Annotated in this window: 17 protein-coding genes; 4 read left to right on the top strand and 13 right to left on the bottom strand. The window is 69.7% G+C overall.

Going from position 1 to position 23,832, the window contains the following annotated elements; genetic code table 11:
• The first annotated feature begins 20 nt into the window (after positions 1–20).
• From ABD330_RS02320 to ABD330_RS02310, 3 genes are all read left to right on the top strand, one after another.
• Positions 21–1,001: an ABC transporter permease gene (locus ABD330_RS02320; RefSeq protein WP_344460103.1), complete on the top strand. Its 981-nt coding sequence runs from the start codon at positions 21–23 to the stop codon at positions 999–1,001.
• Between the two features lie 141 nt (positions 1,002–1,142).
• Entirely contained in the window at positions 1,143–2,210 is a 1,068-nt protein-coding gene (locus ABD330_RS02315; RefSeq protein WP_344460101.1) for an ABC transporter ATP-binding protein, read from the top strand.
• A gap of 19 nt (positions 2,211–2,229) precedes the next feature.
• Positions 2,230–3,300 carry an ABC transporter ATP-binding protein gene (locus ABD330_RS02310; RefSeq protein WP_344460100.1) on the top strand — a complete coding sequence of 357 codons (1,071 nt, stop codon included), beginning with the start codon at positions 2,230–2,232 and terminating at the stop codon, positions 3,298–3,300.
• A 67-nt stretch (positions 3,301–3,367) separates the two neighbouring features.
• Here the strand turns inward: ABD330_RS02310 and ABD330_RS02305 are convergent, their stop codons facing one another.
• From ABD330_RS02305 to ABD330_RS02245, 13 genes are all read right to left on the bottom strand, one after another.
• On the bottom strand, positions 3,368–4,489 hold the full coding sequence (locus ABD330_RS02305; protein WP_344460098.1) for an ABC transporter ATP-binding protein: 1,122 nt from the start codon (positions 4,487–4,489) through the stop codon (positions 3,368–3,370).
• Complete coding sequence (locus tag ABD330_RS02300) at positions 4,479–5,543, bottom strand: ABC transporter ATP-binding protein (protein WP_344460096.1); 1,065 nt, start codon at positions 5,541–5,543, stop codon at positions 4,479–4,481. Before ABD330_RS02300 ends, ABD330_RS02305 begins: the two co-directional genes overlap by 11 nt.
• A gap of 137 nt (positions 5,544–5,680) precedes the next feature.
• Positions 5,681–6,709, bottom strand: coding sequence for an ABC transporter permease (locus ABD330_RS02295; protein ID WP_344460095.1), 1,029 nt, complete (start codon positions 6,707–6,709; stop codon positions 5,681–5,683).
• Positions 6,702–7,625, bottom strand: a complete 924-nt coding sequence (locus tag ABD330_RS02290) for an ABC transporter permease (protein WP_344460093.1) — start codon at positions 7,623–7,625, stop codon at positions 6,702–6,704. Before ABD330_RS02290 ends, ABD330_RS02295 begins: the two co-directional genes overlap by 8 nt.
• Before the next feature lie 67 nt (positions 7,626–7,692).
• Complete coding sequence (locus tag ABD330_RS02285; protein ID WP_344460092.1) at positions 7,693–9,324, bottom strand: peptide ABC transporter substrate-binding protein; 1,632 nt, start codon at positions 9,322–9,324, stop codon at positions 7,693–7,695.
• A gap of 146 nt (positions 9,325–9,470) precedes the next feature.
• Positions 9,471–10,490 (bottom strand): ABC transporter ATP-binding protein, encoded by a 1,020-nt coding sequence (locus tag ABD330_RS02280; RefSeq protein ID WP_344460090.1) that lies wholly within the window; start codon positions 10,488–10,490, stop codon positions 9,471–9,473.
• On the bottom strand, positions 10,483–11,532 hold the full coding sequence (locus ABD330_RS02275; protein ID WP_344460089.1) for an ABC transporter ATP-binding protein: 1,050 nt from the start codon (positions 11,530–11,532) through the stop codon (positions 10,483–10,485). The genes ABD330_RS02280 and ABD330_RS02275 overlap by 8 nt, the downstream gene beginning before the upstream one ends.
• Before the next feature lie 17 nt (positions 11,533–11,549).
• Entirely contained in the window at positions 11,550–12,488 is a 939-nt protein-coding gene (locus tag ABD330_RS02270) for an ABC transporter permease (RefSeq protein ID WP_344460087.1), read from the bottom strand.
• Positions 12,481–13,407, bottom strand: a complete 927-nt coding sequence (locus ABD330_RS02265) for an ABC transporter permease (protein WP_344460085.1) — start codon at positions 13,405–13,407, stop codon at positions 12,481–12,483. The genes ABD330_RS02270 and ABD330_RS02265 overlap by 8 nt, the downstream gene beginning before the upstream one ends.
• Before the next feature lie 134 nt (positions 13,408–13,541).
• Positions 13,542–15,173 carry a peptide ABC transporter substrate-binding protein gene (locus ABD330_RS02260; RefSeq protein WP_344460083.1) on the bottom strand — a complete coding sequence of 544 codons (1,632 nt, stop codon included), beginning with the start codon at positions 15,171–15,173 and terminating at the stop codon, positions 13,542–13,544.
• 347 nt (positions 15,174–15,520) lie between these two features.
• Positions 15,521–17,389 (bottom strand): translational GTPase TypA, encoded by a 1,869-nt coding sequence (typA, locus tag ABD330_RS02255; protein WP_344460081.1) that lies wholly within the window; start codon positions 17,387–17,389, stop codon positions 15,521–15,523.
• Between the two features lie 430 nt (positions 17,390–17,819).
• Complete coding sequence (locus tag ABD330_RS02250; protein ID WP_344460079.1) at positions 17,820–19,562, bottom strand: ABC transporter family substrate-binding protein; 1,743 nt, start codon at positions 19,560–19,562, stop codon at positions 17,820–17,822.
• A 123-nt stretch (positions 19,563–19,685) separates the two neighbouring features.
• Positions 19,686–22,166 (bottom strand): SpoIIE family protein phosphatase, encoded by a 2,481-nt coding sequence (locus ABD330_RS02245; RefSeq protein ID WP_425555407.1) that lies wholly within the window; start codon positions 22,164–22,166, stop codon positions 19,686–19,688.
• Between the two features lie 358 nt (positions 22,167–22,524).
• Between ABD330_RS02245 and ABD330_RS02240 the strand changes: the two genes are divergently transcribed.
• Positions 22,525–23,763 carry a hypothetical protein gene (locus tag ABD330_RS02240; protein WP_344460075.1) on the top strand — a complete coding sequence of 413 codons (1,239 nt, stop codon included), beginning with the start codon at positions 22,525–22,527 and terminating at the stop codon, positions 23,761–23,763.
• The last annotated feature ends 69 nt before the right edge of the window (positions 23,764–23,832 follow it).

Below are 23,832 nucleotides of genomic sequence, written 5' to 3'. Positions count from 1 at the left end.
CGACCAGGAGAGCCCGACCCATGCTCCGTTTCCTCGTCCGCCGTTCACTCGGCGCACTCGTCATCCTGCTGATCATCAGCATGGTCACCTTCGCGCTGTTCTTCGCCGTACCGGCGGACCCGGCGCGCCTCTCCTGCGGCAAGGTCTGCACCCCCGAGAACCTGGCCCTGATCCGTCACAGCATGCAGCTCGACAAGCCGGTGCCGGTGCAGTTCTGGGACTGGTTCTCCGGCATCTTCACCGGCCGTGACTTCGGCGGCAACGGCCACTGCAACGCCCCCTGCTTCGGCTACTCGTACGTCAAGCAGGAGATGATCACCAACACCCTGCTCGACCGCTTCCCGACCACGGTCTCGCTGACCATCGGCTCGGCCGTCGTCTTCCTGCTCTTCGGCATCGGTACCGGCATGCTCGCCGCCCACAAGCAGGGCAAGCCCGCCGACAAGATCGCCAGCTCCGCCTCGCTGATCGCCTCCTCGATGCAGATCTACGTCGCGGGGCCGCTCGCCCTCTGGGCCCTCGTCTACTCCACGGACTGGCTCCAGCTGCCGCAGTACGTGCCGATCACCCAGGACCCGGTCGGCTGGTTCACCGGCCTGCTCGTCCCGTGGATCGTGCTCTCGCTCATCTGGACCGCCAACTACACCCGTATGACGCGCTCCTCGATGGTCGAGCAGCTCTCCGAGGACTACGTGCGGACGGCGCGGGCCAAGGGCATGTCCGGTCGCTCGGTCTTCCTGCGCTACGCCTGGCGCGGTGCGATGGGCACCATCGTCACGGTCTTCGGCATCGACCTCGGTGTCCTGCTCGGCGGCGCCATCATCACCGAGTACACCTTCGGCCTCCAGGGTCTCGGCCGACTGGCCATCGACTCGATCGTCCAGTCCGACCTGTCGATGATGGTCGGCGTCACCATGGTGGCGGCCACCTTCATCGTGTTCTCGAACATCATCGTGGACGCCGCGTACGCTCTGATCGACCCGCGCATCCGTCTGGCCTGATCATCTGTCCGGCCTGACCGTCCGGCCGGCCTGATCCGCCGTCGGCCGCACCCCGCCGGCGCTCAGGCCGACACCCCGGCCGCCCCGCCGTACCGCCCCTACGTACCACGACCTCACGTACCACACCGAGGAGCCCTGTCCATGACCACCCAGGCCAAGCCCGAGGAGACGGCCGCCCCCGGCGGCAGCTCGTCCTTCCTCTCCGTCCGCGACCTCTCGGTCCGTTTCAGCACCGAGGACGGCGTGGTCCGGGCCGTGGACAACCTCTCCTTCGAGGTCGAGCGGGGCACCACGCTCGGTATCGTCGGTGAGTCCGGCTCCGGCAAGTCCGTGACCAACCTGGCGATCCTCGGGCTGCACAACCCGGCCAACACCGAGATCACCGGCTCGATCAAGCTGGCGGGCCAGGAGCTGGTCGGCGCGCCCAACCGCGAGCTGGAGAAGCTCCGCGGCCACACCATGTCGATGATCTTCCAGGACCCGCTGACCGCGCTCTCGCCGTTCCACACCATCGGCGCGCAGATCGGCGAGACCTACCGCAAGCACACCGGTGCGAGCAAGAAGGAGGCCCGGGAGCGCTCGATCGAGATGCTGACCAAGGTCGGCATCCCGCAGCCGACCACCCGGGTCGACGACTTCCCGCACCAGTTCTCCGGCGGTATGCGCCAGCGCGCGATGATCGCCATGTCGCTGGTCTGCAACCCGGCCCTGGTGATCGCGGACGAGCCGACCACCGCGCTGGACGTCACCGTCCAGGCCCAGATCCTCGACCTGCTCCAGGAGCTCCAGCAGGAGATGGGCACGGCGATCATCCTGATCACCCACGACCTCGGCGTGGTCGCCAAGACCGCCAAGGACATCATGGTGATGTACGCGGGCCGGGCGGTCGAGCGCGGCACCGTGCGCGAGGTGCTGAAGACCCCGAAGCACCCGTACACCTGGGGCCTGCTCTCCTCGATGCCCAACCTGACCGGCCCGGTCGACGTACCGCTCCGCCCGGTGCGCGGCACCCCGCCGAGCCTGATCAACCCGCCGACGGGCTGCCCGTTCAACCCCCGCTGCGACCACATGGAGCAGGTCATCGGCGGCAAGTGCACCACCGAGCGCCCGCCGCTCGCCCCCGAGGCCGGGCACGCCACCGCCTGCCACCTGTCCGCCGGACAGAAGCAGGAAATCTTCATCGACCAGATCCAGCCGCGGCTCGGCTGAGAGGGACCGGTTACACACCATGAGCAACGAACTGACCCTCGACAAGGCCGATGGCCACACCCCGACCGTCGGCGAGCCGCTGCTCCAGCTCTCCGGGCTGCAGAAGCACTTCCCGGTGATGGACGGCTTCCTGTTCAAGCGCCAGGTGGGCGCGGTGCACGCGGTGGACGGCGTCGACCTCACCGTGCACGCCAACGAGTCGGTCGGCCTGGTGGGCGAGTCCGGCTGCGGCAAGTCGACCCTGGGCCGCCTGGTCACCCGGCTCTACGAGCCGACCGCCGGCACGATCACCTACGCCGGCCAGGACATCTCGCACGCCAACCGCAAGCAGCTGGCGCCGATCCGGTCCGAGATCCAGATGATCTTCCAGGACCCGTACTCCTCGCTGAACCCGCGGCAGACCGTCGGTGCCATCATCGGCGCGCCGATGGAGATCAACGGCATCAACCCGCCCGGCGGCGTGCAGAAGAAGGTGCAGGAGCTCCTGGAGACCGTCGGTCTCAACCCGGAGCACTACAACCGCTTCCCGCACGAGTTCTCCGGCGGCCAGCGCCAGCGCATCGGCGTCGCCCGCGCGCTGTCGCTCTCGCCGAAGCTGATCGTGGCCGACGAGCCGGTCTCCGCGCTGGACGTCTCGATCCAGGCCCAGGTCGTCAACCTGCTGCAGCAGCTGCAGAAGGACCTCGGCATCGCGTTCCTGTTCATCGCGCACGACCTCGCCATCGTCCGGCACTTCTCGCAGCGCGTCGCGGTGATGTACCTCGGCAAGATCGTCGAGATCGCCGACCGCAAGTCGCTGTACGAGAGCCCCCGGCACCCGTACACCCACGCGCTGCTCTCCGCCGTCCCCGAGGCCGACCCGGACGACAACCGCGAGCGCATCCGGCTGGTCGGCGACGTCCCCTCGCCGATCAACCCGCCGTCGGGCTGCCGCTTCCGCACCCGCTGCTGGAAGGCGCAGGACAAGTGCGCCACGGAGGAGCCGCCGCTCGTGCAGCTCTCCGGCAACGTGGACGGCCACCTGACCGCCTGCCACTTCCCGGAGGAGGGCGGCCTGGCCGCCGTTCCGGAGCAGCGCGACGCCGAGTAGTACCCGTTCCGCACAGCGGGCCCCCACCTCACGGTGGGGGCCCGCTGTCGTCGCGTTCGGCGCCGGGTCAGGTCTCCTCCGGGCCGCGCTGCCGCTCCTGCGCCGTGCCCTCCACCTCGCGTTCCTCGGCGAAGTGGCAGGCCGAGTCGTGCGCCGCCAGCAGCTTGAGCCCCGGCCGGACGGTCAGCTCGGGCACCTCCACCGAGCAGATCTCCTGGGCCTTCCAGCAGCGGGTGCGGAACCGGCAGCCGGACGGCGGATTGGCGGGTGACGGGACGTCGCCCTCCAGCACGACCCGGTCCCGGGTCTCACGCGCCGTCGGGTCCGGCACCGGCACCGCGGACAGCAGCGCCTGGGTGTACGGGTGGGTGGCGTGGTCGTAGATCTCCAGGTCGGTGCCGATCTCGACCATCTTGCCGAGGTACATCACGCCGACCCGGTCGGAGATGTGCCGGACGATCGAGAGGTCGTGCGCGATGAACATGTACGACAGGTTGAAGTCCTTCTGGAGCTGGTCGAGCAGGTTGATCACCTGGGCCTGCACCGAGACGTCCAGTGCGGACACCGGCTCGTCGCAGATGATGATCTCCGGCTTGAGGGCCAGCCCGCGCGCGATGCCGATCCGCTGGCGCTGGCCGCCGGAGAACTGGTGCGGGTACCGGTTGATGTACTCCGGGTTCAGCCCGACCACGTCCAGCAGGTCCTGCACCGCCCGCCGCCGCTCGCCCTTCGGCGCGACCTCGGGGTGGATCTCGTACGGCTCGCCGATGATGTCGCCCACCGTCATCCGGGGGTTCAGCGAGGTGTACGGGTCCTGGAAGACCATCTGGATGTTGCGGCGGACGGCCTTCAGCGCGGCGCCCGAGAGCTTGGAGATCTCCTCGCCCTTGTACCGTACCGAGCCGCTCGTCGCCGGCTCCAGGTTCATCAGCACCTTGGCCAGGGTCGACTTGCCGCAGCCCGACTCCCCCACGATGCCCAGCGTCTCGCCCTGGACCAGGTCGAAGGAGACGCCGTCCACGGCCTTGACCGCGCCGACCTGCTTGCGGAAGACGACACCCTTGGTCAGCGGGAAGTGCTTGACCAGGTCCCGGACTTGGAGGATCGGCTCGCCCTGCGGCACCGGCTGCGCGAAGGCGACCTCCTCCGGCACCGCCGCGCCCAGCGCGCTCGCCCCGTTACTCGCCATGGAGGGTCTCCTTCCAGAAGAAGCAGGCGCTGCCCCGGCCCGCCAGCTCGGTCCCGTCGTCCCCGGCGACCTGGAAGAGCCTCGGGATCTCCTGCCGGCAGATCTCCTGGGCCCGCGGGCAGCGCGGGTTGAAGGCGCAGCCGGCCGGGATGTGCAGCAGGTTGGGCGGCAGGCCCTTGATCGCGTACAGCTCCTGGCCCTTCTGGTCCAGGCGCGGGATGGAGTCCAGCAGACCCCGGGTGTACGGGTGCGCCGGGCGGGCGTACAGCTGGTGCACGGGGGCGGTCTCGACGATCCGTCCGGCGTACATCACGGCGATCTTGTCGGCGACGTCGGCGACCACGCCGAGGTCGTGGGTGATCAGGATCAGGCCCATGTGGTACTCGGCCTGGAGCTCCGCCAGCAGGTCCATCACCTGCGCCTGGACGGTGACGTCCAGCGCGGTGGTCGGCTCGTCCGCGATGATCAGGTCCGGCTCCAGGGCCAGCGCCATCGCGATCATGATGCGCTGGCGCATGCCGCCGGAGAACTGGTGCGGGTAGTCGTTCACCCGCTCCTTGGCGGCCGGGATGCGGACCCGGTCCATCAGCTCGACCGCCTTGGCCTTGGCCTCCTGGCGGGAGGAGCCCCGGTGCACCCGGTACATCTCGCCGAGCTGCGCGCCCACGGTGTGCACGGGGTTGAGCGAGGAGAGCGCGTCCTGGAAGATCATCGCCATCTGGGCACCGCGGACCTTGCGGCGCTCCTCCGCGCCCATCTTCAACAGGTCGCTTCCCTTGAAGAGGATCTCGCCGCCGGTGATGTGGCCGGGCGGGCTGTCCAGGATGCCCATGATGGCCTGCGCGGTCACGGACTTGCCGGAGCCGGACTCGCCGAGCACCGCGAGCGTCTCGCCCGCCGCGACGGAGTAGGTGACGCCGTTGACGGCCTTGGCGACGCCGTCCCTGGTCCGGAACTCCACCTGCAGGTCGTTGACCTGGAGCAGCGGCGCGTCGGACGAGTCGACGGTGGCCGCCCGGGAGCCGGCCGACGAGCTGCTCACACTGGTACTCATGGCACCTCTCTCATTGGGATCAGGGCTTTCGGCGCTCCACCGGCCGGGGCCCGCTCAGGTGCGCGGGGCACCGTGCGCGCCGGCGGTCCCGTGGCGCACCGGGCCCCGCGCACCGGGGCTCCCGGCCGGCGGCGGCCTCACCGCAGCTTGGGGTCGAGGGCGTCGCGCACCGCGTCGCCGAGCATGATGAACGCCAGCACGGTCAGGCTCAGCGCACCGGCCGGGTAGAGCAGCATGTGCGGCGCGTTGCGGAAGGTGTCGGCGGCCGAGGAGATGTCGATGCCCCAGGAGACCGTCGGGGGTTTGAGCCCGACGCCGAGGAAGCTCAGCGTCGCCTCCAGGGAGATGTAGGTACCGAGTGCGATGGTGGCGACCACGATGATCGGCGCGACCGCGTTGGGCAGGATGTGGCGCAGCATCAGCCGGGCGTTGCCCGCGCCGAGTGCCCGGGCCGCCGTGACGTAGTCCTGCTGTTTGGCCGTGATGACGGCGCCTCGGGCGATGCGGGCGAGCTGCGGCCAGCCGAGGACGACGATGAACGCCACCACGATCCAGATCGACTGGCTCGGGATGACGGACAGGAAGACCAGGCCGCCCAGCAGGATCGGGATGCCGAAGAAGATGTCGGCGATCCGCGAGACGACCGAGTCGAGCCAGCCGCCGTAGAAGCCGGCCAGGCCGCCCAGCACGGTACCGGTCAGCGCCGCTCCGGCCGTGGCGCAGACGCCGACCGTGATGGAGGCGCGGGCGCCGTGCACGGTCCGGGAGTACACGTCGCAGCCCTGGGTGTCGAAACCGAAGGGGTGCCCCGACTCCGCGCCCTGCTGGGACTTCGACAGGTCGCACTTGAGCGGGTCGGTCGAGGTGAACAGGCCGGGCCAGAGCGCCATCACGACCAGGAAGATGATCAGCAGCCCGGAGATGATGAAGATCGGGTTGCGCCGCAGGTCCCGCCAGGCGTCCTGCCAGAGGCTGCGGGCGACGACCCGGTCGTCGGCCGCCGGCGCCTCCGGGTGGTCTGCCAGCCGTTCCGCTTTGATCAGACTCTGACCTTCCATGGTGCCGAGGTCGAAGGTACGGCTCTCGACCGCGCTCGGCATCTCCTCTTCGCCCGTACCGGCTTCGGCGAGCGGATCGGACTTCTTGTACCTCTCCTGATCAGGCATACCGGATCCTCGGGTCCAGGACCGCGTAGAGCAGGTCGACGAGCAGGTTGGCCGCCAGGAAGACGATGACCAGGATGGTCACGAAGCCCACCACGGTGTTGCTGTTCTGACGGACGATCCCCTGGTACAGGTAGAAGCCCACACCGTGGATGTTGAAGATGCGTTCGGTGACCAGCGCGCCACCCATCAGCGCACCGAGGTCGGTGCCGAGGAAGGTGACCACCGGGATCAGCGAGTTGCGCAGCAGGTGGTTGATCACCACGCGGCGGCGCGGCAGGCCCTTGGCCGTCGCGGTCCGCACGTAGTCGGCCTTGGAGTTCTCGGCGACGGTGGTCCGGGTGAGCCGGGCGACGTAGGCGAGCGAGACCGAGGCGAGCACGATGCCGGGCAGCAGCAGCGACTGCAGGGTCAGGGGGTCGCCCGCGGTCGCGGGCACGATGCCCCATTTCACACCGATCAGGTACTGCAGCACGTAGCCGGTGACGAAGGTGGGGATCGAGATCACCACCAGGGTCAGGATCAGCACGCTGTTGTCGGCCACCCCGCCCCGGCGAAGGCCGCTGATCAGGCCGAAGCCGATGCCGAAGACCACCTCGATGGTGAAGGCGACGGCGGTGAGCTGGAGCGTGGCCGGGTAGGCGGTGGCGAGCAGCGAGGTGACGCTCTGGCCGCTGAAGGTGGTCCCGAAGTCCCAGCGGAACAGGTTGCCCATGTACTTGACGTACTGGAGCCAGAGCGGGTCGTTCAGGTTGTACTGGGCCCGGATCTGGGCCGCGACGGCCGGGTCCGGTGCCTTGTCGCCGAAGAGCGCGTTGACCGGGTCGCCCAGGGCGTGGACCATCACGAAGATCAGGAAGGTGGTCCCGATGAACACCGGGATCATTTGGAGCAGCCGTCTGAGGACGTAACGTCCCATACGAACCTCCGGTGAACCGTCGGTCGAGCCGGGGCCGGCCCCCGGGAGGGCCGGCCCGGGCCGCCGACTACTTGACGGTGATCTCGGAGTAGACCGGGACGCTGAAGGGGTCGAGCGCCACGTTGGTGATCCGGGAGGACCATCCCGCCGTGCCGTTCTGGTACCAGAGCGGGATGGCGGGCAGGTCGTTGATGAGCAACTTCTCGGCGGTCTGGAACTGTCCGACCGCCGCCGCCTGGTCCGGGTTCGCGTTGGCCTGGCTCACCAGGCTGTCGAACTGCGCACTGGTGTAGTGCGAGTCGTTCGAGGAGGCGCCGGTGGTGTACACCGGCTGGAGGAAGTCCTGGATCAGCGGGTAGTCCATCTGCCAGCCGGTCCGGAACGCGCCGGTCATCTGCTTGGTGGTGATCTGGTTGCGGAAGTCCGCGAAGGTGCCGACCGGGCGGCCGACGCAGGACTTGGTGTCGCCGGTCGCGTTGTTGATGCTGTTGCAGACCGCGTCGACCCACTCCTTGTGCGGCCCGTCGGCGTTGTAGCTGATGGTCAGCTGGCCGCCGGGGATGCCGCCGCCCTGCTGGATGAGCTGCTTGGCCTTGGCCGGGTCGTAGTTGCAGACCGAGCCGCAGAGCCCCGACTTGTAGCCGCCGCTCTCGCCGAGCACCGGCGAGGTCCAGTCCGTGGCGGGGGTGCGGGTGTTGGTGAAGACGACCTTGGTGATGGTGGCCCGGTCGATCGCCATCGAGATCCCCTGCCGGACCATGGCCGCGCCGGGGGTGCTCCACTGCGGCTGGTAGAGCGGGAAGGAGATGGTCTGGATGATGCCGGCGGGCTCGTTGATGTACCGGCCGTTCAGGTCGGTCTGGATCGTCTTCAACGCGCTGTTCGGGATGCCGTTGTCGAGGTCCAGGTTGCCCGACTGCAGGTCGGCGTAGGCCGCGTTGGTGTCGGTGTAGACCTTGAGGTCGATGCCACCGTTCTTCGGCTTGTTGGGGCCGCTGTAGCCCGTGAAGGGCCGCAGCTGCATCTTCTGGCTCTTGGTCCAGGTCTGGATCTCGTAGGGCCCGTTGCCGATCGGCTTGTTGAGGTACGCGGCGTGGTCGGTGAAGAAGCTCTTGGGCACCGGGTAGTACGCCGAGTAGCCGAGGGTCTGGGGCCAGGTCGAGAACTTCTGGCTCAGCGCGACGGTGAAGGTGTTGTCGTCGACGACCTTGAGGCCCGACATGGTCTGGGCGGTGGGGGCGCCGGTCGCGGGCGCCACGTCGTTGTAGCCCTGGACGTACTGGAAGAAGCTGGCGTTGACCTGCTTGTTGGTGACCAGCGCGCCGTAGTTCCAGGCGTCCACGTAGGAGCTGGCGGTCACCGTGGTGCCGTCGCTGAACTTCCAGCCGGGCTTCAGCTTGACGGTCCAGTTCTGCTGGTCCGTCGAGGTGATCGAGTCGGCCATCGCGTTGCTGGCCTTGCTGGTCTTGGGGTCGTAGGAGACCAGGCCGGTGAAGATCATGTTGAGGACGGCGCCGCCGTTGACCTCGTTGGTGTTCACCGGTTCGAGCGGGTTCTGCGGGTCACCCCACCATGCCAGCACCACACCGTTCGCATTCGACCCCGAACTACTACTACTGCTGCTACTGCAACCGGTGGCCACCAGGGCCACGGACGTCGCAGCGATCACGGCCCAGCGAACGCGGGTGGCTACAGGCATGGAGGTCCCTCCTCGGAGTGTGTGACGCATCACACCCCATGAGAAGCGCCCCGTCGCGGCGGCGCGACCGCTGTAGGGCCGGATGGGTGCCCCGGGAGACCCGTAGGGCCCACAGCTCGGCTGTGGGCCCTACGGGTGAAACCGGGTCAGACCGTGACGGTCCCGCGGACCTCGGCGAAGTGGCAGGCGGAGTCGTGCGCGGCCGGCCCGTCGAGCAACGACGGGACGGCGAGCAGCGGGAGCTCGGTGGAGCACCGCTCCTGGGCCTTCCAGCAGCGGGTGCGGAACCGGCAGCCGGACGGCGGGTTGGCCGGGGAAGGGATGTCGCCGGAGAGGACGATCCGGTCCCGGGTCTCACGCGCCGTCGGGTCCGGCACCGGCACCGCGGACAGCAGCGCCTGGGTGTACGGGTGCGTCGCGTGGTCGTAGATCTCCTCGTCGGTACCGATCTCGACCATCTTGCCGAGGTACATCACGCCGACCCGGTCGGAGATGTGCCGGACGATCGAGAGGTCGTGCGCGATGAACATGTACGACAGGTTGAAGTCCTTCTGGAGCTGGTCGAGCAGGTTGATCACCTGGGCCTGCACCGAGACGTCCAGTGCGGACACCGGCTCGTCGCAGATGATGACCTCGGGCTTGAGGGCCAGCCCGCGCGCGATGCCGATCCGCTGGCGCTGGCCGCCGGAGAACTGGTGCGGGTACCGGTTGATGTACTCCGGGTTCAGCCCGACCACGTCCAGCAGGTCCTGCACCGCCTTGCGGCGGTCGCCCTTCGGCGCGACCTCGGGGTGGATCTCGTACGGCTCGCCGATGATGTCGCCCACCGTCATCCGGGGGTTCAGCGAGGTGTACGGGTCCTGGAAGACCATCTGGATGTTGCGGCGGACGGCCTTCAGCGCAGCGCCCGAGAGCTTGGAGATGTCCTCGCCCTTGTAGAGCACCTGGCCGGAGGTGGCGCGCTCCAGGTTCATCAGGACCTTGGCCAGGGTCGACTTGCCGCAGCCGGACTCGCCGACGATGCCCAGCGTCTCGCCCTTGCCGAGGGTGAAGGAGACGCCGTCGACGGCCCTGACCGCGCCGACCTGCTTGCGGAAGAGGACGCCCTGGCTCAGCGGGTAGTGCTTGACCAGGTCCTTGACCTCAAGGATGGGCTGCTCAGCCATGGAGGGTCTCCTTCCAGAGGTGGCAGGCGCTGCGGCGGCCGGCGAGCTCGGCGCCGTCCCGGTCCGTGACCTGGTGCAGCGCCGGGATCTCGGTGCGGCAGAGGTCGGTGGCGGCGTCACAGCGCGGGTTGAAGGCGCAGCCGGCCGGGACCTTGAGCAGGTTCGGCGGCAGGCCCTTGATCGCGTACAGCTCCTCGCCCTTCTGGTCCAGGCGCGGGATCGAGCGGAGCAGGCCCTTGGTGTACGGGTGCGCCGGCTCGGCGTACAGCTGGTGCACGGGGGCGGTCTCGACGATCCGTCCGGCGTACATCACCGCGATCTTGTCCGCGACGTCGGCGACCACGCCCAGGTCGTGGGTGATCAGGATCAGGCCCATGTGGTACTCGGCCTGGAGCTCCGCCAGCAGGTCCATCACCTGCGCCTGGACAGTGACGTCCAGCGCGGTGGTCGGCTCGTCCGCGATGATCAGGTCCGGCTCCAGGGCCAGCGCCATCGCGATCATGATGCGCTGGCGCATACCGCCGGAGAACTGGTGCGGGTAGTCGCCGACGCGCTGGGCGGCGGCGGGGATCCGCACCCGGTCCATCAGCTCGATGGCCTTGGCCTTCGCCTCCTTGCGGGAGGCGCCCTGGTGCACCCGGAACATCTCGCCGAGCTGGTAGCCGACGCTGAGCACGGGGTTGAGCGAGGAGAGCGCGTCCTGGAAGATCATCGCGATCTTCCGGCCACGGATCCGCCGGCGCTCCTCGGCCGACATCTTCAGCATGTCCTGGCCCCGGAACAGGATCTCGCCCGAGGCGATCCGGCCCGGCGGCATGTCCAGGATGCCCATGATGGTCTGCGCGGTCACGGACTTGCCGGAGCCGGACTCGCCGAGCACCGCGAGCGTCTCGCCCGCCGCGACGGAGTAGTTGACGCCGTTGACGGCCTTGGCGATGCCGTCGCGGGTCTTGAACTCCACGTGCAGGTCGCGGACTTCGAGCAGCGGGGTGCCCGGGACGAGGGTGCTCGTCCCCGCGGGCTTCTCGATGACTGTGGTCATGGTGCGTTCCGCCTCTCTCAGCGCAGCTTCGGGTCGAGGGCGTCGCGCACCGCGTCGCCGAGCATGATGAACGCCAGCACGGTCAGGCTCAGCATGCCCGCCGGGAAGAAGAGCACGTGCGGGGCGGTGCGGATGACGTTCTGGGCCGAGTTGATGTCGATGCCCCAGGAGATCGTCGGGTCCTGGAGGCCGATGCCGAGGAAGCTCAGCGTCGCCTCGGTGGCGATGTAGCCGCCGAGCGCGATGGTGGCGACCACGATCACCGGGGCGATGGCGTTCGGCAGGATGTGCTTGAACAGGATGCGCGGCGTACCGGCGCCCAGCGCCTTGGCGGCGGTGACGTAGTCCGCCTGCTTGACGGTGATCACCGAACCGCGCATCACGCGGGCCATCTGCGTCCAGCCGAGCGCGACGAGCGCGAAGACCACGCTCCAGACGGTGCGCGAACTGAAGGCGTTGAGCACCACCAGGGCGCCGAGCAGCAGCGGGATGCCGAAGAAGATGTCGGTGATCCGCGAGAGCAGGGTGTCCAGCCAGCCGCCGAAGTAGCCGGCCAGCATGCCCAGCAGGCCGCCGAACACCGTCACCGCGGCGGTGACGCAGGTGCCGACGATGATCGAGGCGCGGGCGCCGTAGATCACCCGGGCGTAGATCGAGCGGCCCTGGCCGTCGTAGCCGAACCAGTCGGCCTGGAACAGGTGGCCGTAGCTCGGGTCGGACAGATAGTGGTGGCGCAGGTCGCCCGCCCGCGGGTCCACCGAGGTGAACAGGCCCGGCGCGATGGTGATGACGATCAGCAGCAGGATCAGCGAGGCCGACAGCAGGAAGATCGGCTTGCGCCGCAGCTCCTGCCAGGCGTCCGAGCCGAGGCTGCGGGCCTTCTCCGGCTTCTCCGGCTGCTGCGGCCGCTCGGCGGCGCTCACGGCCGCGGTCTTCTTCTCGATCAGGTCAGGCATACCGGATCCTCGGGTCCAGGACCGCGTAGAGCAGGTCGACGATCAGGCTGGCGGCCAGGAAGACGAGCACCAGGACCGCCACGAAGCCGGACACCGTGGCGCCGTCGCTCTGGTTGATCGCGTGGTACAGCGCGTTGCCGACGCCCTTGACGTTGAAGATGGACTCGGTGACGATCGCGCCGCCCATCAGGGCGCCCAGGTCGGTGCCGAGGAAGGTGACCACCGGGATCATCGAGTTGCGCAGCAGGTGCACACCGATCACCCGGCGCTTGGGCAGGCCCTTGGCGACGGCGGTGCGGATGTAGTCGGCGCGGACGTTCTCCACGATCGAGGTCCGGGTCAGCCGGGCGACGTACGCCAGCGAGAGCGAGCCCAGCACCACGGCCGGCAGCAGCAGTTGGCCGAAGTTCATCGAGTCCTGGACGGTCGGCGTGACCACCTTCAGCTGGTCGGCGAAGACCGTCTGGAACAGGAAGCCGAGCACCGGCACCGGTATCGAGATCAGCAGCAGCGTGACCACCAGGGTGCCCTTGTCGAAGGCCTTGCCCCGGCGCAGGCCGGCGAACAGGCCGATCAGTACACCGAAGACCAGCTCGACGCCGAAGGCCATCAGGGTCAGCCGCACGGTGACCGGCATCGCGTCGGAGATCACGTCGATCACCTTGCGGCGGCCCATCGTGGTGCCGAAGTCACCGGTCAGCAGGTGGCCCATGTAGGTGAAGTACTGCTGCAGCAGCGGCTGGTCCAGCCCCAGCTGGTGGCGCTTGGCGGCGAGCTGGGCGGGGTCGGCCGCCTTGTCCCCCCACATCGCGGCGACCGGGTCACCCGGTAGCACGTGCACCATAAAGAAGATGAGCGCGGTCGTCCCCAGGAAGACCGGGATCATCTGGAGCAGTCGCCTGGCGACGTAGCGCCCCATCGTGCCCTCCATGTCGTGAAGTTGCCGGGCAGAAGAAGTCGGTGCCGGGTCCGTGCGACAACGGCCGGTGCCTGCCCCGCCCTTGACGGGCGGACGGGCACCGGCCGGATGTGCCGCTCGGAACGGTCCGGCGGTTACTTCTGCTTGACCTGGACCTGAGTGAAGATCGGGTCACCGAAGGTGTCGTACTTCACGTTGGTCACGTTGTTGGACCAGCCCGCGTTGGTCTTGTAGTACCAGAGCGGGATGGCCGGCATGTCCTTGACCAGCTGGGTCTCGGCCTGCTGGTACAGCGCGGCGGTCTGGTCCACCGTGGTCGCCGCGTCGGCGGCCTTGGCGAGCTTGTCGAACTCCGGGCTGGAGTACAGCGCGTCGTTGGAGTCGGCGCCGGTCTCGTACAGGTCGCGCAGGAAGCTGACGTTCAGCGGGTAGTCCTGCGACCAGCCGGTGCGCATCATGCTCGGGACCTGGTGCGCGGTGATCTCCTTGCGGGCGGTCTTCATGTCCGCCTTCGGGTCGCCCACGCACTCGACACCGGTGGACTGGCGGATCGAGTTGCAGACCGCGTCCACCCACTCCTTGTGGCCGCCGTCGGCGTTGTAGACGATGGTGACCTTGTTGTTCGGGACGCCACCGCCGGCCGCGATCATCGACTTGGCCTTGGTCGGGTCGAAGACGCAGGCCTCGCCGCAGATGCCGGCCTTGTAGCCGACCGCGCCCGGCGCGACGAAGCTGTCGGCGGGCTGGCGGGAGCCGTTCAGCACGGTCTTGGTGATGGTGTCGCGGTCGATCGCCATCGAGAGGCCCTGACGGACCTTCGCCTTGTCGACGGACTGCCACTCCGGCTGGTACATCGCGAAGCTGATGGAGACGATGCCGCCGAGCGGCTGGTCGACGGCGCGGTCGCCCAGGTCCGACTTGTACTTGGGCAGGTCGGTCGGGTCGACCTGGTCGAGCACGTCCAGGTTGTCCGAGGTCAGGTCCTTGTAGGCGGCCTCGGCGGCGCTGTAGTTCTTGAAGACGATGCCGCCGTTCTGCGCCTTGTCGGCACCGGCGTAGTTGTCGTAGGCGGCCAGCGTGATGGCCTTGTTGTGCTCCCACGAGACGAACTTGTACGGGCCGTCGCCGACCGGGTTCTCGCCGGCCTTGGCCGGGTCCGCGAAGAAGGACTTCGGCAGCGGGGAGAAGGCGGTGTAGGCCAGCTTGTACTGGTAGTACGAGACCGGGCCGGTCAGGTCGATGGTGAAGTGCGTGTCGTCCACGACCTTCAGACCGGACATGGTGGTGGCGGTCGGGTCGCCCTTGGCCGGGTGGACGGCGTCGTAGCCGACGATGTCCGAGAACCAGTTGCTGTTGATCTGGTTGTTCTTGGTGTTGGCCGACCAGTTCCAGGCGTCCACGAAGGAGTGCGCGGTGACGGGCGTGCCGTCGTGGAAGGTCCAGCCCGCCTTCAGCGTCACCGCGAAGTGCTTGGCGTCGGTGGACTCGATCTTGTCGGCCACCTGGTTGCGCGGCTTGTTGGTGCCCGGGTCGATGTCGACCAGGCCGCGGAACAGGTTCTTGATGACGCGTCCGCCGAGCACCTCGTTGGCGTTCGCCGGCTGCAGCGGGTTCTGCGGCTCACCGCTCTGGTAGCTGAAGACGCCCTTGGCGTCGACCGGGCCGCCCGAACCGGACGAACCGGACGTGCTGCTGCCGCAAGCGGTAGCGGCGAGGGCGACTGCGACGGCCGTGACGATCCACTTGGCCTGGCTAGCACCGCGCATGGGGGATGCCTCCTGATATCAGCGTGACGCGCCCGTGGTTCGGCGCGCACCCCTGCGCGTACCCCTTGACCCGAGCTTGACTTCAACCACTATCGGTCACGCTGAGGTATGAACTTGACGTTTAGTGATCTCATTTTGATCACATGAACGGACGATGGACTCCGAATATCGGACATTGGAGACATAGTCAGACACGGATGAAACGGACAGCCCTCGCGGATAACGTGCTGTCAGGTCCGATTAACGGACACCCCGCTTCGGACGGCGACAGCGGTGAGTAACCGGAAACGCCGTCGGCCGGCCCCCCTCGCGGGGAGCCGGCCGACGGCGCTGTGAGCGGTGGAGCGTCAGTTCTTCTTGGCGCGCGAGGCCGTACGGCCGCGCTCCTTCTGGTCCAGGACGACCTTGCGGATGCGCACGGTCTCCGGGGTCACCTCGATGCACTCGTCCTCGCGGCAGAACTCGAGGCTCTGCTCCAGCGAGAGCTTGCGCGGCGGCACCAGGTTCTCGGTGGTGTCGGAGGAAGCGGCACGCATGTTGGTGAGCTTCTTCTCCTTGGTGATGTTGATGTCCATGTCGTCCTGGCGCGAGTTCTCGCCGACGATCATGCCCTCGTACACCTCGGTGGTGGGCTCGACGAAGAGCGTGCCGCGCTCCTGGATGCCCATCATCGCGAACGGCGTCACGACGCCCGCGCGGTCGGCCACCAGCGAACCGTTGTTGCGCATCCGGAGCTCGCCGAACCACGGCTCGTGGCCCTCGAAGATGGAGTGCGCGATACCCGTGCCACGGGTGTCGGTCAGGAACTGGGTGCGGAAGCCGATCAGGCCGCGCGACGGGACGATGAACTCCATGCGGACCCAGCCGGAGCCGTGGTTCGTCATGGTCTCCATGCGGCCCTTGCGGACGGCCATCAGCTGGGTGATCGCGCCGAGGTACTCCTCGGGGCTGTCGATCGTCATCCGCTCGACCGGCTCGTGGGTCTTGCCGTTGACGACCTTGGTGACGACCTGCGGCTTGCCGACGGTCAGCTCGAAGAGCTCGCGACGCATGGTCTCGACCAGGATGGCGAGCGCGAGCTCACCACGGCCCTGGACCTCCCAGGCGTCCGGGCGCTCGGTCGGCAGGACGCGGAGCGAGACGTTACCGACCAGCTCCTTGTCCAGGCGGTCCTTCACCATGCGGGCGGTGACCTTGTGGCCCTTGCCGCCCTTGCCGACCAGCGGCGAGGTGTTGGTGCCGATGGTCATCGAGATGGCCGGCTCGTCCACCGTGATCAGCGGCAGCGCGATCGGGTTCTCCAGGTCCGCCAGGGTCTCACCGATCATGATGTCGGGGATACCGGCGATGGCACAGATGTCACCGGGGCCCGCGACCTCGGCCGGCTTGCGGGTGAGCGCCTCGGTCATCAGCAGCTCGGTGATCTTGACCTGGGCGATCGTGCCGTCACGCTTGATCCACGCGACCTGCTGGCCCTTGCGCAGCTCGCCCTGCTCGACGCGGCAGAGCGCGATACGGCCGAGGAAGTTGTCGGCGTCCAGGTTGGTGACGTGCGCCTGGAGCGGAGCGTCCTCGTCGAAGGTCGGGGCCGGGACGTGCTGGAGGATGGTGGAGAAGAACGGCTCCAGCGAGTCGCTGTCGGCCGGGACCGTACCGTTCTCCGGCTTGGTCATCGAGGCGACGCCGTCACGCGCACAGGCGTAGACGATCGGGAACTCGATCTGCTCCTCGGTGGCGTCCAGGTCCAGGAAGAGGTCGTAGGTCTCGTTGATGACCTCGTCGATCCGGGAGTCCGGACGGTCGGTCTTGTTGATGCAGAGGATGACCGGCAGCTTGGCCGTCAGGGCCTTGCGGAGCACGAAGCGGGTCTGCGGCAGCGGACCCTCGGAGGCGTCGACCAGGAGGACGACCGCGTCCACCATCGACAGACCGCGCTCGACCTCGCCACCGAAGTCGGCGTGGCCCGGGGTGTCGATGATGTTGATCGTGATCGGCGCGCCACCCTCCTTCGGGTGGTACTTCACGGCCGTGTTCTTCGCGAGAATGGTGATGCCCTTCTCGCGCTCCAGGTCATTCGAGTCCATCATCCGGTCGTCGAGGTGCTGGTGGGCAGCGAAAGCGCCGGCCTGCTTCAGCATGGCGTCGACCAGGGTGGTCTTGCCGTGGTCGACGTGGGCGACGATGGCAACGTTGCGGATGTCATTGCGCGTGGGCATGCTGAGCGGATTCTCCCGAAATCGTGGGTTACGGCGCCCGGCTGCGTGACGCCGACCGGCGATCGCTGTTGATCGCCGCCGCCCGTTCCGCCTGCTACTACCGGTCCACCCGCCGGGCACGACATGCCACGGCTTACTCCTATGGTACGTGGAACATCCCAAGGGAGCAGAAACGGGCCGGTCGGGACGGCGGACAGCGTCCAAGATCACATCGCTCGCGGGGTCCCTGGGCAAGCCCTCCGGGACCTGCGGGGTCCCTGGGCGGGGCCTCTGCGGCACTCGTGCTTCCAGGGGCGCGTGGGGGTACCTCCCGGCCGAAGGCTGGGGGAGAACTGCGCGAGGCGGTAGGTGCGGCGCCGTCACTCCCGATCCGCGCAGGCCCCCGCGCCCCTGGGTGGGCCGTTCATGAGCGGGCACGCGGCCCCCGCCGCTAGGCGGGTTTGCGGAAGCCCAGGTCCTGGAAGCGGGGCGCGCTGAAGCCGAACGCCCCGGCGCCGGCCACGGTGGTGCGGACGGCGACCAGGTCGGGGCGCTGGAAGAGCGGGACGGAGTGGGCGAGCTGCCAGATCCGGGTGTCCGCCTGCTGGAGCAGCGCGCGCTGGGCGGCGGGGTCGAGTTCGGCGGTGGCCTGGTCGAAGAGGCGGTCGATCTCCTCGGTGCCGGTACGGGCGTAGTTGCGGCCGATGACGGGGATGCCGTCCGGGCCCGGCTGGGGCTTGGCGTAGTAGGCGCGCTCGTCGCCGGCCGGGCTGCCGGTCGCGGGCCAGGAGAACAGGGCCAGGTCGTAGTCCCCGGTGGCCAGGTGGTCCTTGACGAAGGCGGCGGCCGGGACGGGCTGCTGGTGGACGGTGACACCCGCCTCGGCCAGCTCGGCGGTCAGCGCGTCGGCGGTGCGGCGGGCGGTGGCGGAGCCGTCCGGGATCAGCAGGCCGAGGGTGAGCTCCTTGCCGTCCTTGGTCCGGGCGCCGGTGCCGGACTTCCAGCCGGCCTGGTCCAGCAGCTGGGCGGCGGTGGCGCTGCCGGCCGAGCCGCTGTTGTCCTGGTAGCCCTCCTGGTCGGCCATCAGCAGGTGGTTGCCGAGCGGCACGGCCGCCAGCCCGAGCGGGCCGAGGGCGGCGGTGGCGGTCTTCTGGCGGTCGACGGCCCGGGCGACGGCGCGGCGGACGTTCAGGTCGGTGAGCGGGCCCCGGGTCGCGTTCAGGGTGAGCTGGGTGAAGGCGGGGGCCGGGGCGCGGTGCAGGGCGAGGCCCGGTAGTGACTCGGCCCGCCTGAGCGCCTGCACCGAGGCCTGGACCATGGCGGCGGCGTCCGGCGGAGCGGCGGCGGCCACCCCGCCGGGGGCCGCGTGGTCGACGGTGTCCGTGAGGGCGGCGACGTCCAGCTTGCCCTGGTCCAGCGCGTCCAGGCGGGCGGCGGCGGGGGTGGCCAGGAAGTCGATCTCCGTGGCCTTCGGGGCGTCGCCCCACCAGGCGGGGTTGCGGACCAGGGAGACCGTGCCGCCCTGGGCGTCGTACCCGTGGACGGCGAACGGGCCGCCCGAGGTCTTGAAGCCGGCGGCCAGCGGCCGGCCGAACGCGGCCGCGGTGCCGGTCACCGTGGCGGGGTAGAGCGGGCTGAACAGCGTCCGCCAGGGTGCGTACGGCTGCTTGAAGGTGACCTTGACCTCGTGGCCGTCGGCGCCCTGGGCGACGGCGGCGATCGCGGCGTACCCGGCGGGGTGCTCGCCCTGGTAGGCCGGGTCCGTGCCGGAGAGGGCGTGCCACTGGGCGGTGAAGTCGGCCGCCGAGATCGGGGTGCCGTCGCTCCAGACCGCCTTGGGGTTGAGCCGGTAGGTGACGGTCTGCGGGGACTGGCCGGCCGGGGCCACGTCGGCGGCGGCCAGGTAGTCCGGGTCGGCGACGGGGTGGGCGTGCTGGTCGAGCCGGAACAAGCTGGGCAGCAGGGCGTGCGCGAGCAGCGCGGAGTCCGCGGTGGCGGCCGGCTGGAAGACGTTGAGCGTGGCGGGTACGGCGTCCACCGCCCAGCGCAGGGTGCCGCCCTCGCCGACCCGGGCCCGGTCGGCGGCGCTGATGTCGGCCCCGGCGAGGGGGGCCGCCCGGTGCTCCGAGCAGCCGGCCAGCGCGCCGGCCAGCAGCAGGGCAACGGCTGCGGCGGTGAGCCGATTGGCGCGCATGCGCTCCTCCGTCAGTTCGTCAGCTGACCCGAAGATCGGGCTAGTTGACCACTGAAGAGCATCGGCGGGCCCCGGTGCCGTGACGCGGCCGGGCCCGGGCGCAGAAGCACCCGGGCGGCGTACTCAGAGCGTCAGTTCGAACCAGACGATCTTGCCGTTGGGTGTCCGCCGGCTGCCCCAGCGCTCGGCCAGCAGGCTGACCAGCTGGAGCCCGCGGCCGCCCTCGTCGGTCTCCTGCGCGCGGCGCTGGCGGGGCTGCGCGTAGCCGTCGTCCCAGACCTCGCACATCACCGTCCGGTCGCGCAGCAGCCGCAGCCGGATCTCGCCCCGGCCGTGCCGCAGCGCGTTCGTGACCAGCTCGCTGACCAGCAGCTCGGTGGTGTCCACCAGCTCGTCCATGCCCCGGACCAGCAGCCAGCCGCAGGCCAGTTCGCGGGCCTTGGAGACGGAGGTGGGCTCGGACGGGAGCTTCCAGTCCCCCACCGCGTCCTCGGGGAGGGTCTGCACCTTGGCCATCAGCAGGGCGATGTCGTCCTCGCCGTGGTGCGGGATGAGCTCGTCGAGGACCTCGTCGCAGAGCTGCTCCAGCTGCTTCGAGCCGTTCGACAGGGCCGTCCGGAAGGCCCGCAGGCCCTCGTCCAGCTGGTGCTTGCGGGACTCCACCAGGCCGTCGGTGTAGAGCCCGAGCACCGCGTCGTCCGGGAGGGTGACCTCCACCTCCTCGAACGGCTCGCCGCCCACGCCGAGCGGCAGGCCGGGCGGGACGTCCAGCATCCTGGCGGGCTCGCCCGGGCTGAGCAGGACGGGCGGCAGGTGGCCCGCGTTGGCGAAGACGCAGCGCTGGGTGACGGCGTCGTAGACGGCGTACACGCAGGTCGCGAGGTACAGCTCGGTGGAGTCCGCGCCGGGTGCGCCGCTGTCGCCGCCGAGGCCGCGGGCGATCTCGTCCAGCTGGGTCAGCACCTCGGCCGGGTCCAGGTCGAGCATGGCGAGGGTGCGCACCGCCGTCCGGAGCTGGCCCATCGCGACGGCCGCGCGCAGGCCGCGGCCCATTACGTCGCCGATCACCAGCGCGGTGCGGCTGCCGGGCAGCGGGATGACGTCGAACCAGTCGCCGCCGACCTCGGTGTTGTTGTTGCTGGGCAGGTAGCGGCGGGCGATCTCCAGGCCGGTGGCGGCCGGGTTGCCCGGGGGCAGCAGGCTGCGCTGGAGGATCAGGGCGCGCTCGTGTTCGCGGCGGTAGAGCCGGGCGTTGTCGACGCAGACGGCCGCGCGGGCCACCAGCTCCTCGGCGATCGCCACGTCCCGGGCGTCGAAGGGCTCGCTGCCGATCGCCCGGGCGAGCTGCACCAGGCCGAGCACCTGCTCGCGGGCGACCAGCGGGACGACCAGGGTGGAGCGCAGCAGCGGGTCGGGCCCGGGCTGCGGGACGACGCTGCGGCCGGTGCGCAGCGCGCGGGCGTGCGGGGAGCGGCGGGGGTAGCAGAGGGTGCCGCCGGCCTCGGCGACCGGGACGGAGCCCTCGGCGCCGAGCACGCTGGAGGCCCCGCCGACCACGCTGGAGACGGCCACCCGGCGCAGCTCGCCGCAGCCGTCGGAGAGCCCCGGGCGGACGGCGATCGGGCCGGAGTCGCCGCTGAGCAGGGCGGTGTACAGGTCGACGCTGGCGAGGTCGCAGAACTGCGGGACGATGACGTCCAGCAGTTCCTTGGCGGTGGTCTCCAGGTCGAGGGTCGAACCGATGTGCGTACTGGCCTCGTTGAGCAGCGCCAGGCTGCGCCGCACCCCGGCCGCCTCGCGCTCGGCGACATGGCGGCTGGTGACGTCCAGGACCTGGCCGGCGATGCCCATCGGGAGGCCGGCCGAGCTGTTCAGGCGGTAGAGCGAGATGGCCCAGCTGCGGACGGCGTCCCGGGCCGGGGCGGCGACGCCGCGCGGCACCGCGCCGGTGAAGCGCAGGTCGAGCATCGGCTCGCCGCCGGCCAGCACCTTGCGCAGCGCGATCACCAGGCGCTCGGCCTCGCCCGGCAGGAAGAGGTCGTGCGGGGTCAGGCCCTCCAGTTCCGCGTGCGGGAGCCCGAGGCCGGCCGCGAAGGCGTCGTTGACGCGTTGCAGCCGCAGATCGAGGCCGAACAGGAAGAAGCCGGTCGGGGTCTGGCCGAAGACCGCCTCCGAGGCCGCGAGGTCGGTCTCGATCCGGCGCAGCCGGCCCAGGTCGACGGCGAGGCAGGTGGCGCCCGGGTTGCCGCTGTCGGGCATCAGGTAGACCTCGGCGAGGCCCTCGCCGCCGTCTGCGTCGCGGTACGGCGCGGTGCCGACCCACTCCTCGCCGGACAGGATGCGGTCCAGCCGGGCCCGGCCGCGCTGCCAGAGCTCGCGCGGTACGAAGGCGGTGACCGGGTCCGCGCCGACGGCCTCGTGGGCCGGGACCCCGAAGAACTCGGCGGCCCGGCTGCTCCACTGGCTGATCAGCCCGTCCGGGCCGATCGCGAAGGTGGCGACCCGGATGTAGTCGTAGATCGACCCGGTGGGGCCGTGCCCCCAGCCGATGGGACCGTCACGATCCGCTGCATGGCCTGTCACCGGGCCCGGCTGTCCGGGCACGGCGGCATGGCCGCTGCCACTCGGCACACTCCGCGCCGGGATGCTGTTCAACGGACCGACCCCTCCAACCCGCGCCCATCCGGATGTCGAGATACCCGAGTATTCATCATCGGAGCGCAGGCGCACACGTCCCTGACATCACAACATCGAATCGGCTGCTCCCTTCCCCGGGTTTCCATACCCGGCCGGGCCTGTTCGAACCACGCAGGGCGCCGCCAAGATCACACTGTGCAGCAGCCGTCCCTGCACTGCAACAGCTCTGCTACAGGGGGCTATCCGTGCACACAGACGGGGTGATCACGTGATTATCTGATGGCACATCACCACGGCAGATCACCATCTCGGGGGAAGACCTTCCATGCGTACCGCACGTATCGCCGCAGCCGCCGCACTCGTCCTGTCCATCGCGGGCATCCTGCCGGCCGCCGGAATCGCGCAGGCCGACACCGGCCGGACGACGTCGCACTCGGTCACCGCCCAGGCTGCGAACGTCGCCGACAGCGGCCTGGTGTACCGCAGTGTCGCGCCGACCCGGATCGTGGACACCCGCAACGGCACCGGCGTCCGCTACGGCCACCTCCCCTCCGGCGAGACGCTGACGGTCCGCGCCCCCCAGGGTGCGTCTGCGGTCGTGCTCAACGTGGCCACCGTCAACATCGGCATGGACACCTTCCTGACGGTCTACCCCGGCGGCACCAAGCGGCCCACCGTGTCGAACCTCAACAACGCGTACTTCGGCGCGACGGTCTCCAACCAGGTCGTCGTCCCGGTCGGCCCCGACGGCACCGTCGCCTTCTACAGCCAGGGCGCGGGCAAGGTCGACCTGATCGTCGACCTGATCGGCAGCTACGCCAAGGGCCCGCAGGCCGGCGGCGAGCACCAGGGCGCCGCTCAGCAGACCCGGGTCCTGGACACCCGCAACGGCACCGGCGCACCCGTCGGGCAGGTCGGCCAGCGCGGCTCGGTGAAGTTCAAGGTCGCCGGCCTGGGCGGCGTCCCGGCGGACGCGAAGGACATCGTCCTGAACGTCACCGTGGCCGACAACTTCTACGCCACCTACGTGACGGCCGACCCCGACGGCAACCCGCCGAGCTTCGCCAGCCTCAACGCCCGCTTCAGCGCGGCCACCGCCCAGCAGGTCAACGCGAAGATCGACGACCAGGGCTACGTCACCCTCTACAACCACACCGGGTCCGTCGACCTGATCGCCGACGTCCAGGGCTACTACAGCAGCGGCGCGGGCAGCAGCTTCGTCCCGACCACTCCGACCCGGCTGCTGGACACCCGTGACAGCGGCGCGGGGATCGGCCCCGCCAAGAGCCTGCGCCTGAAGGTCACCGGCTCGGCCGGCGTGCCCGAGGGCACGCGCAGCGTTCTGGTGAACCTGACCGCGCTGCCCGGCGGCAACGGCTTCCTGACCGCCTACGCGGCGGGCAGCACGCGACCGAACACCTCGACGGTCAACTTCGACTGGTCCGGCACCACCGCCAACCTGGCCTGGGTGCCGGTCTCGGCCGACGGCTCCATCGAGATCTACAACCACAGCGGCAGCAGCACCGGCCTGCTCGTCGACGTCCAGGGCTACCTGGCCGGCTGATGCTCCTCCGGGCGGCGGTGCGGGGCTCTCCCCCGCGCCGCCGCCCGACTCGTCGTCGGACCGGGCGGC

Origin of the sequence: Kitasatospora kazusensis (assembly GCF_039529945.1) — a bacterium.
GTDB lineage: Bacteria > Actinomycetota > Actinomycetes > Streptomycetales > Streptomycetaceae > Kitasatospora > Kitasatospora kazusensis.
Note: the sequence above shows the minus strand (reverse complement) of the source record. Positions and strands in the feature narration are given on the sequence as shown.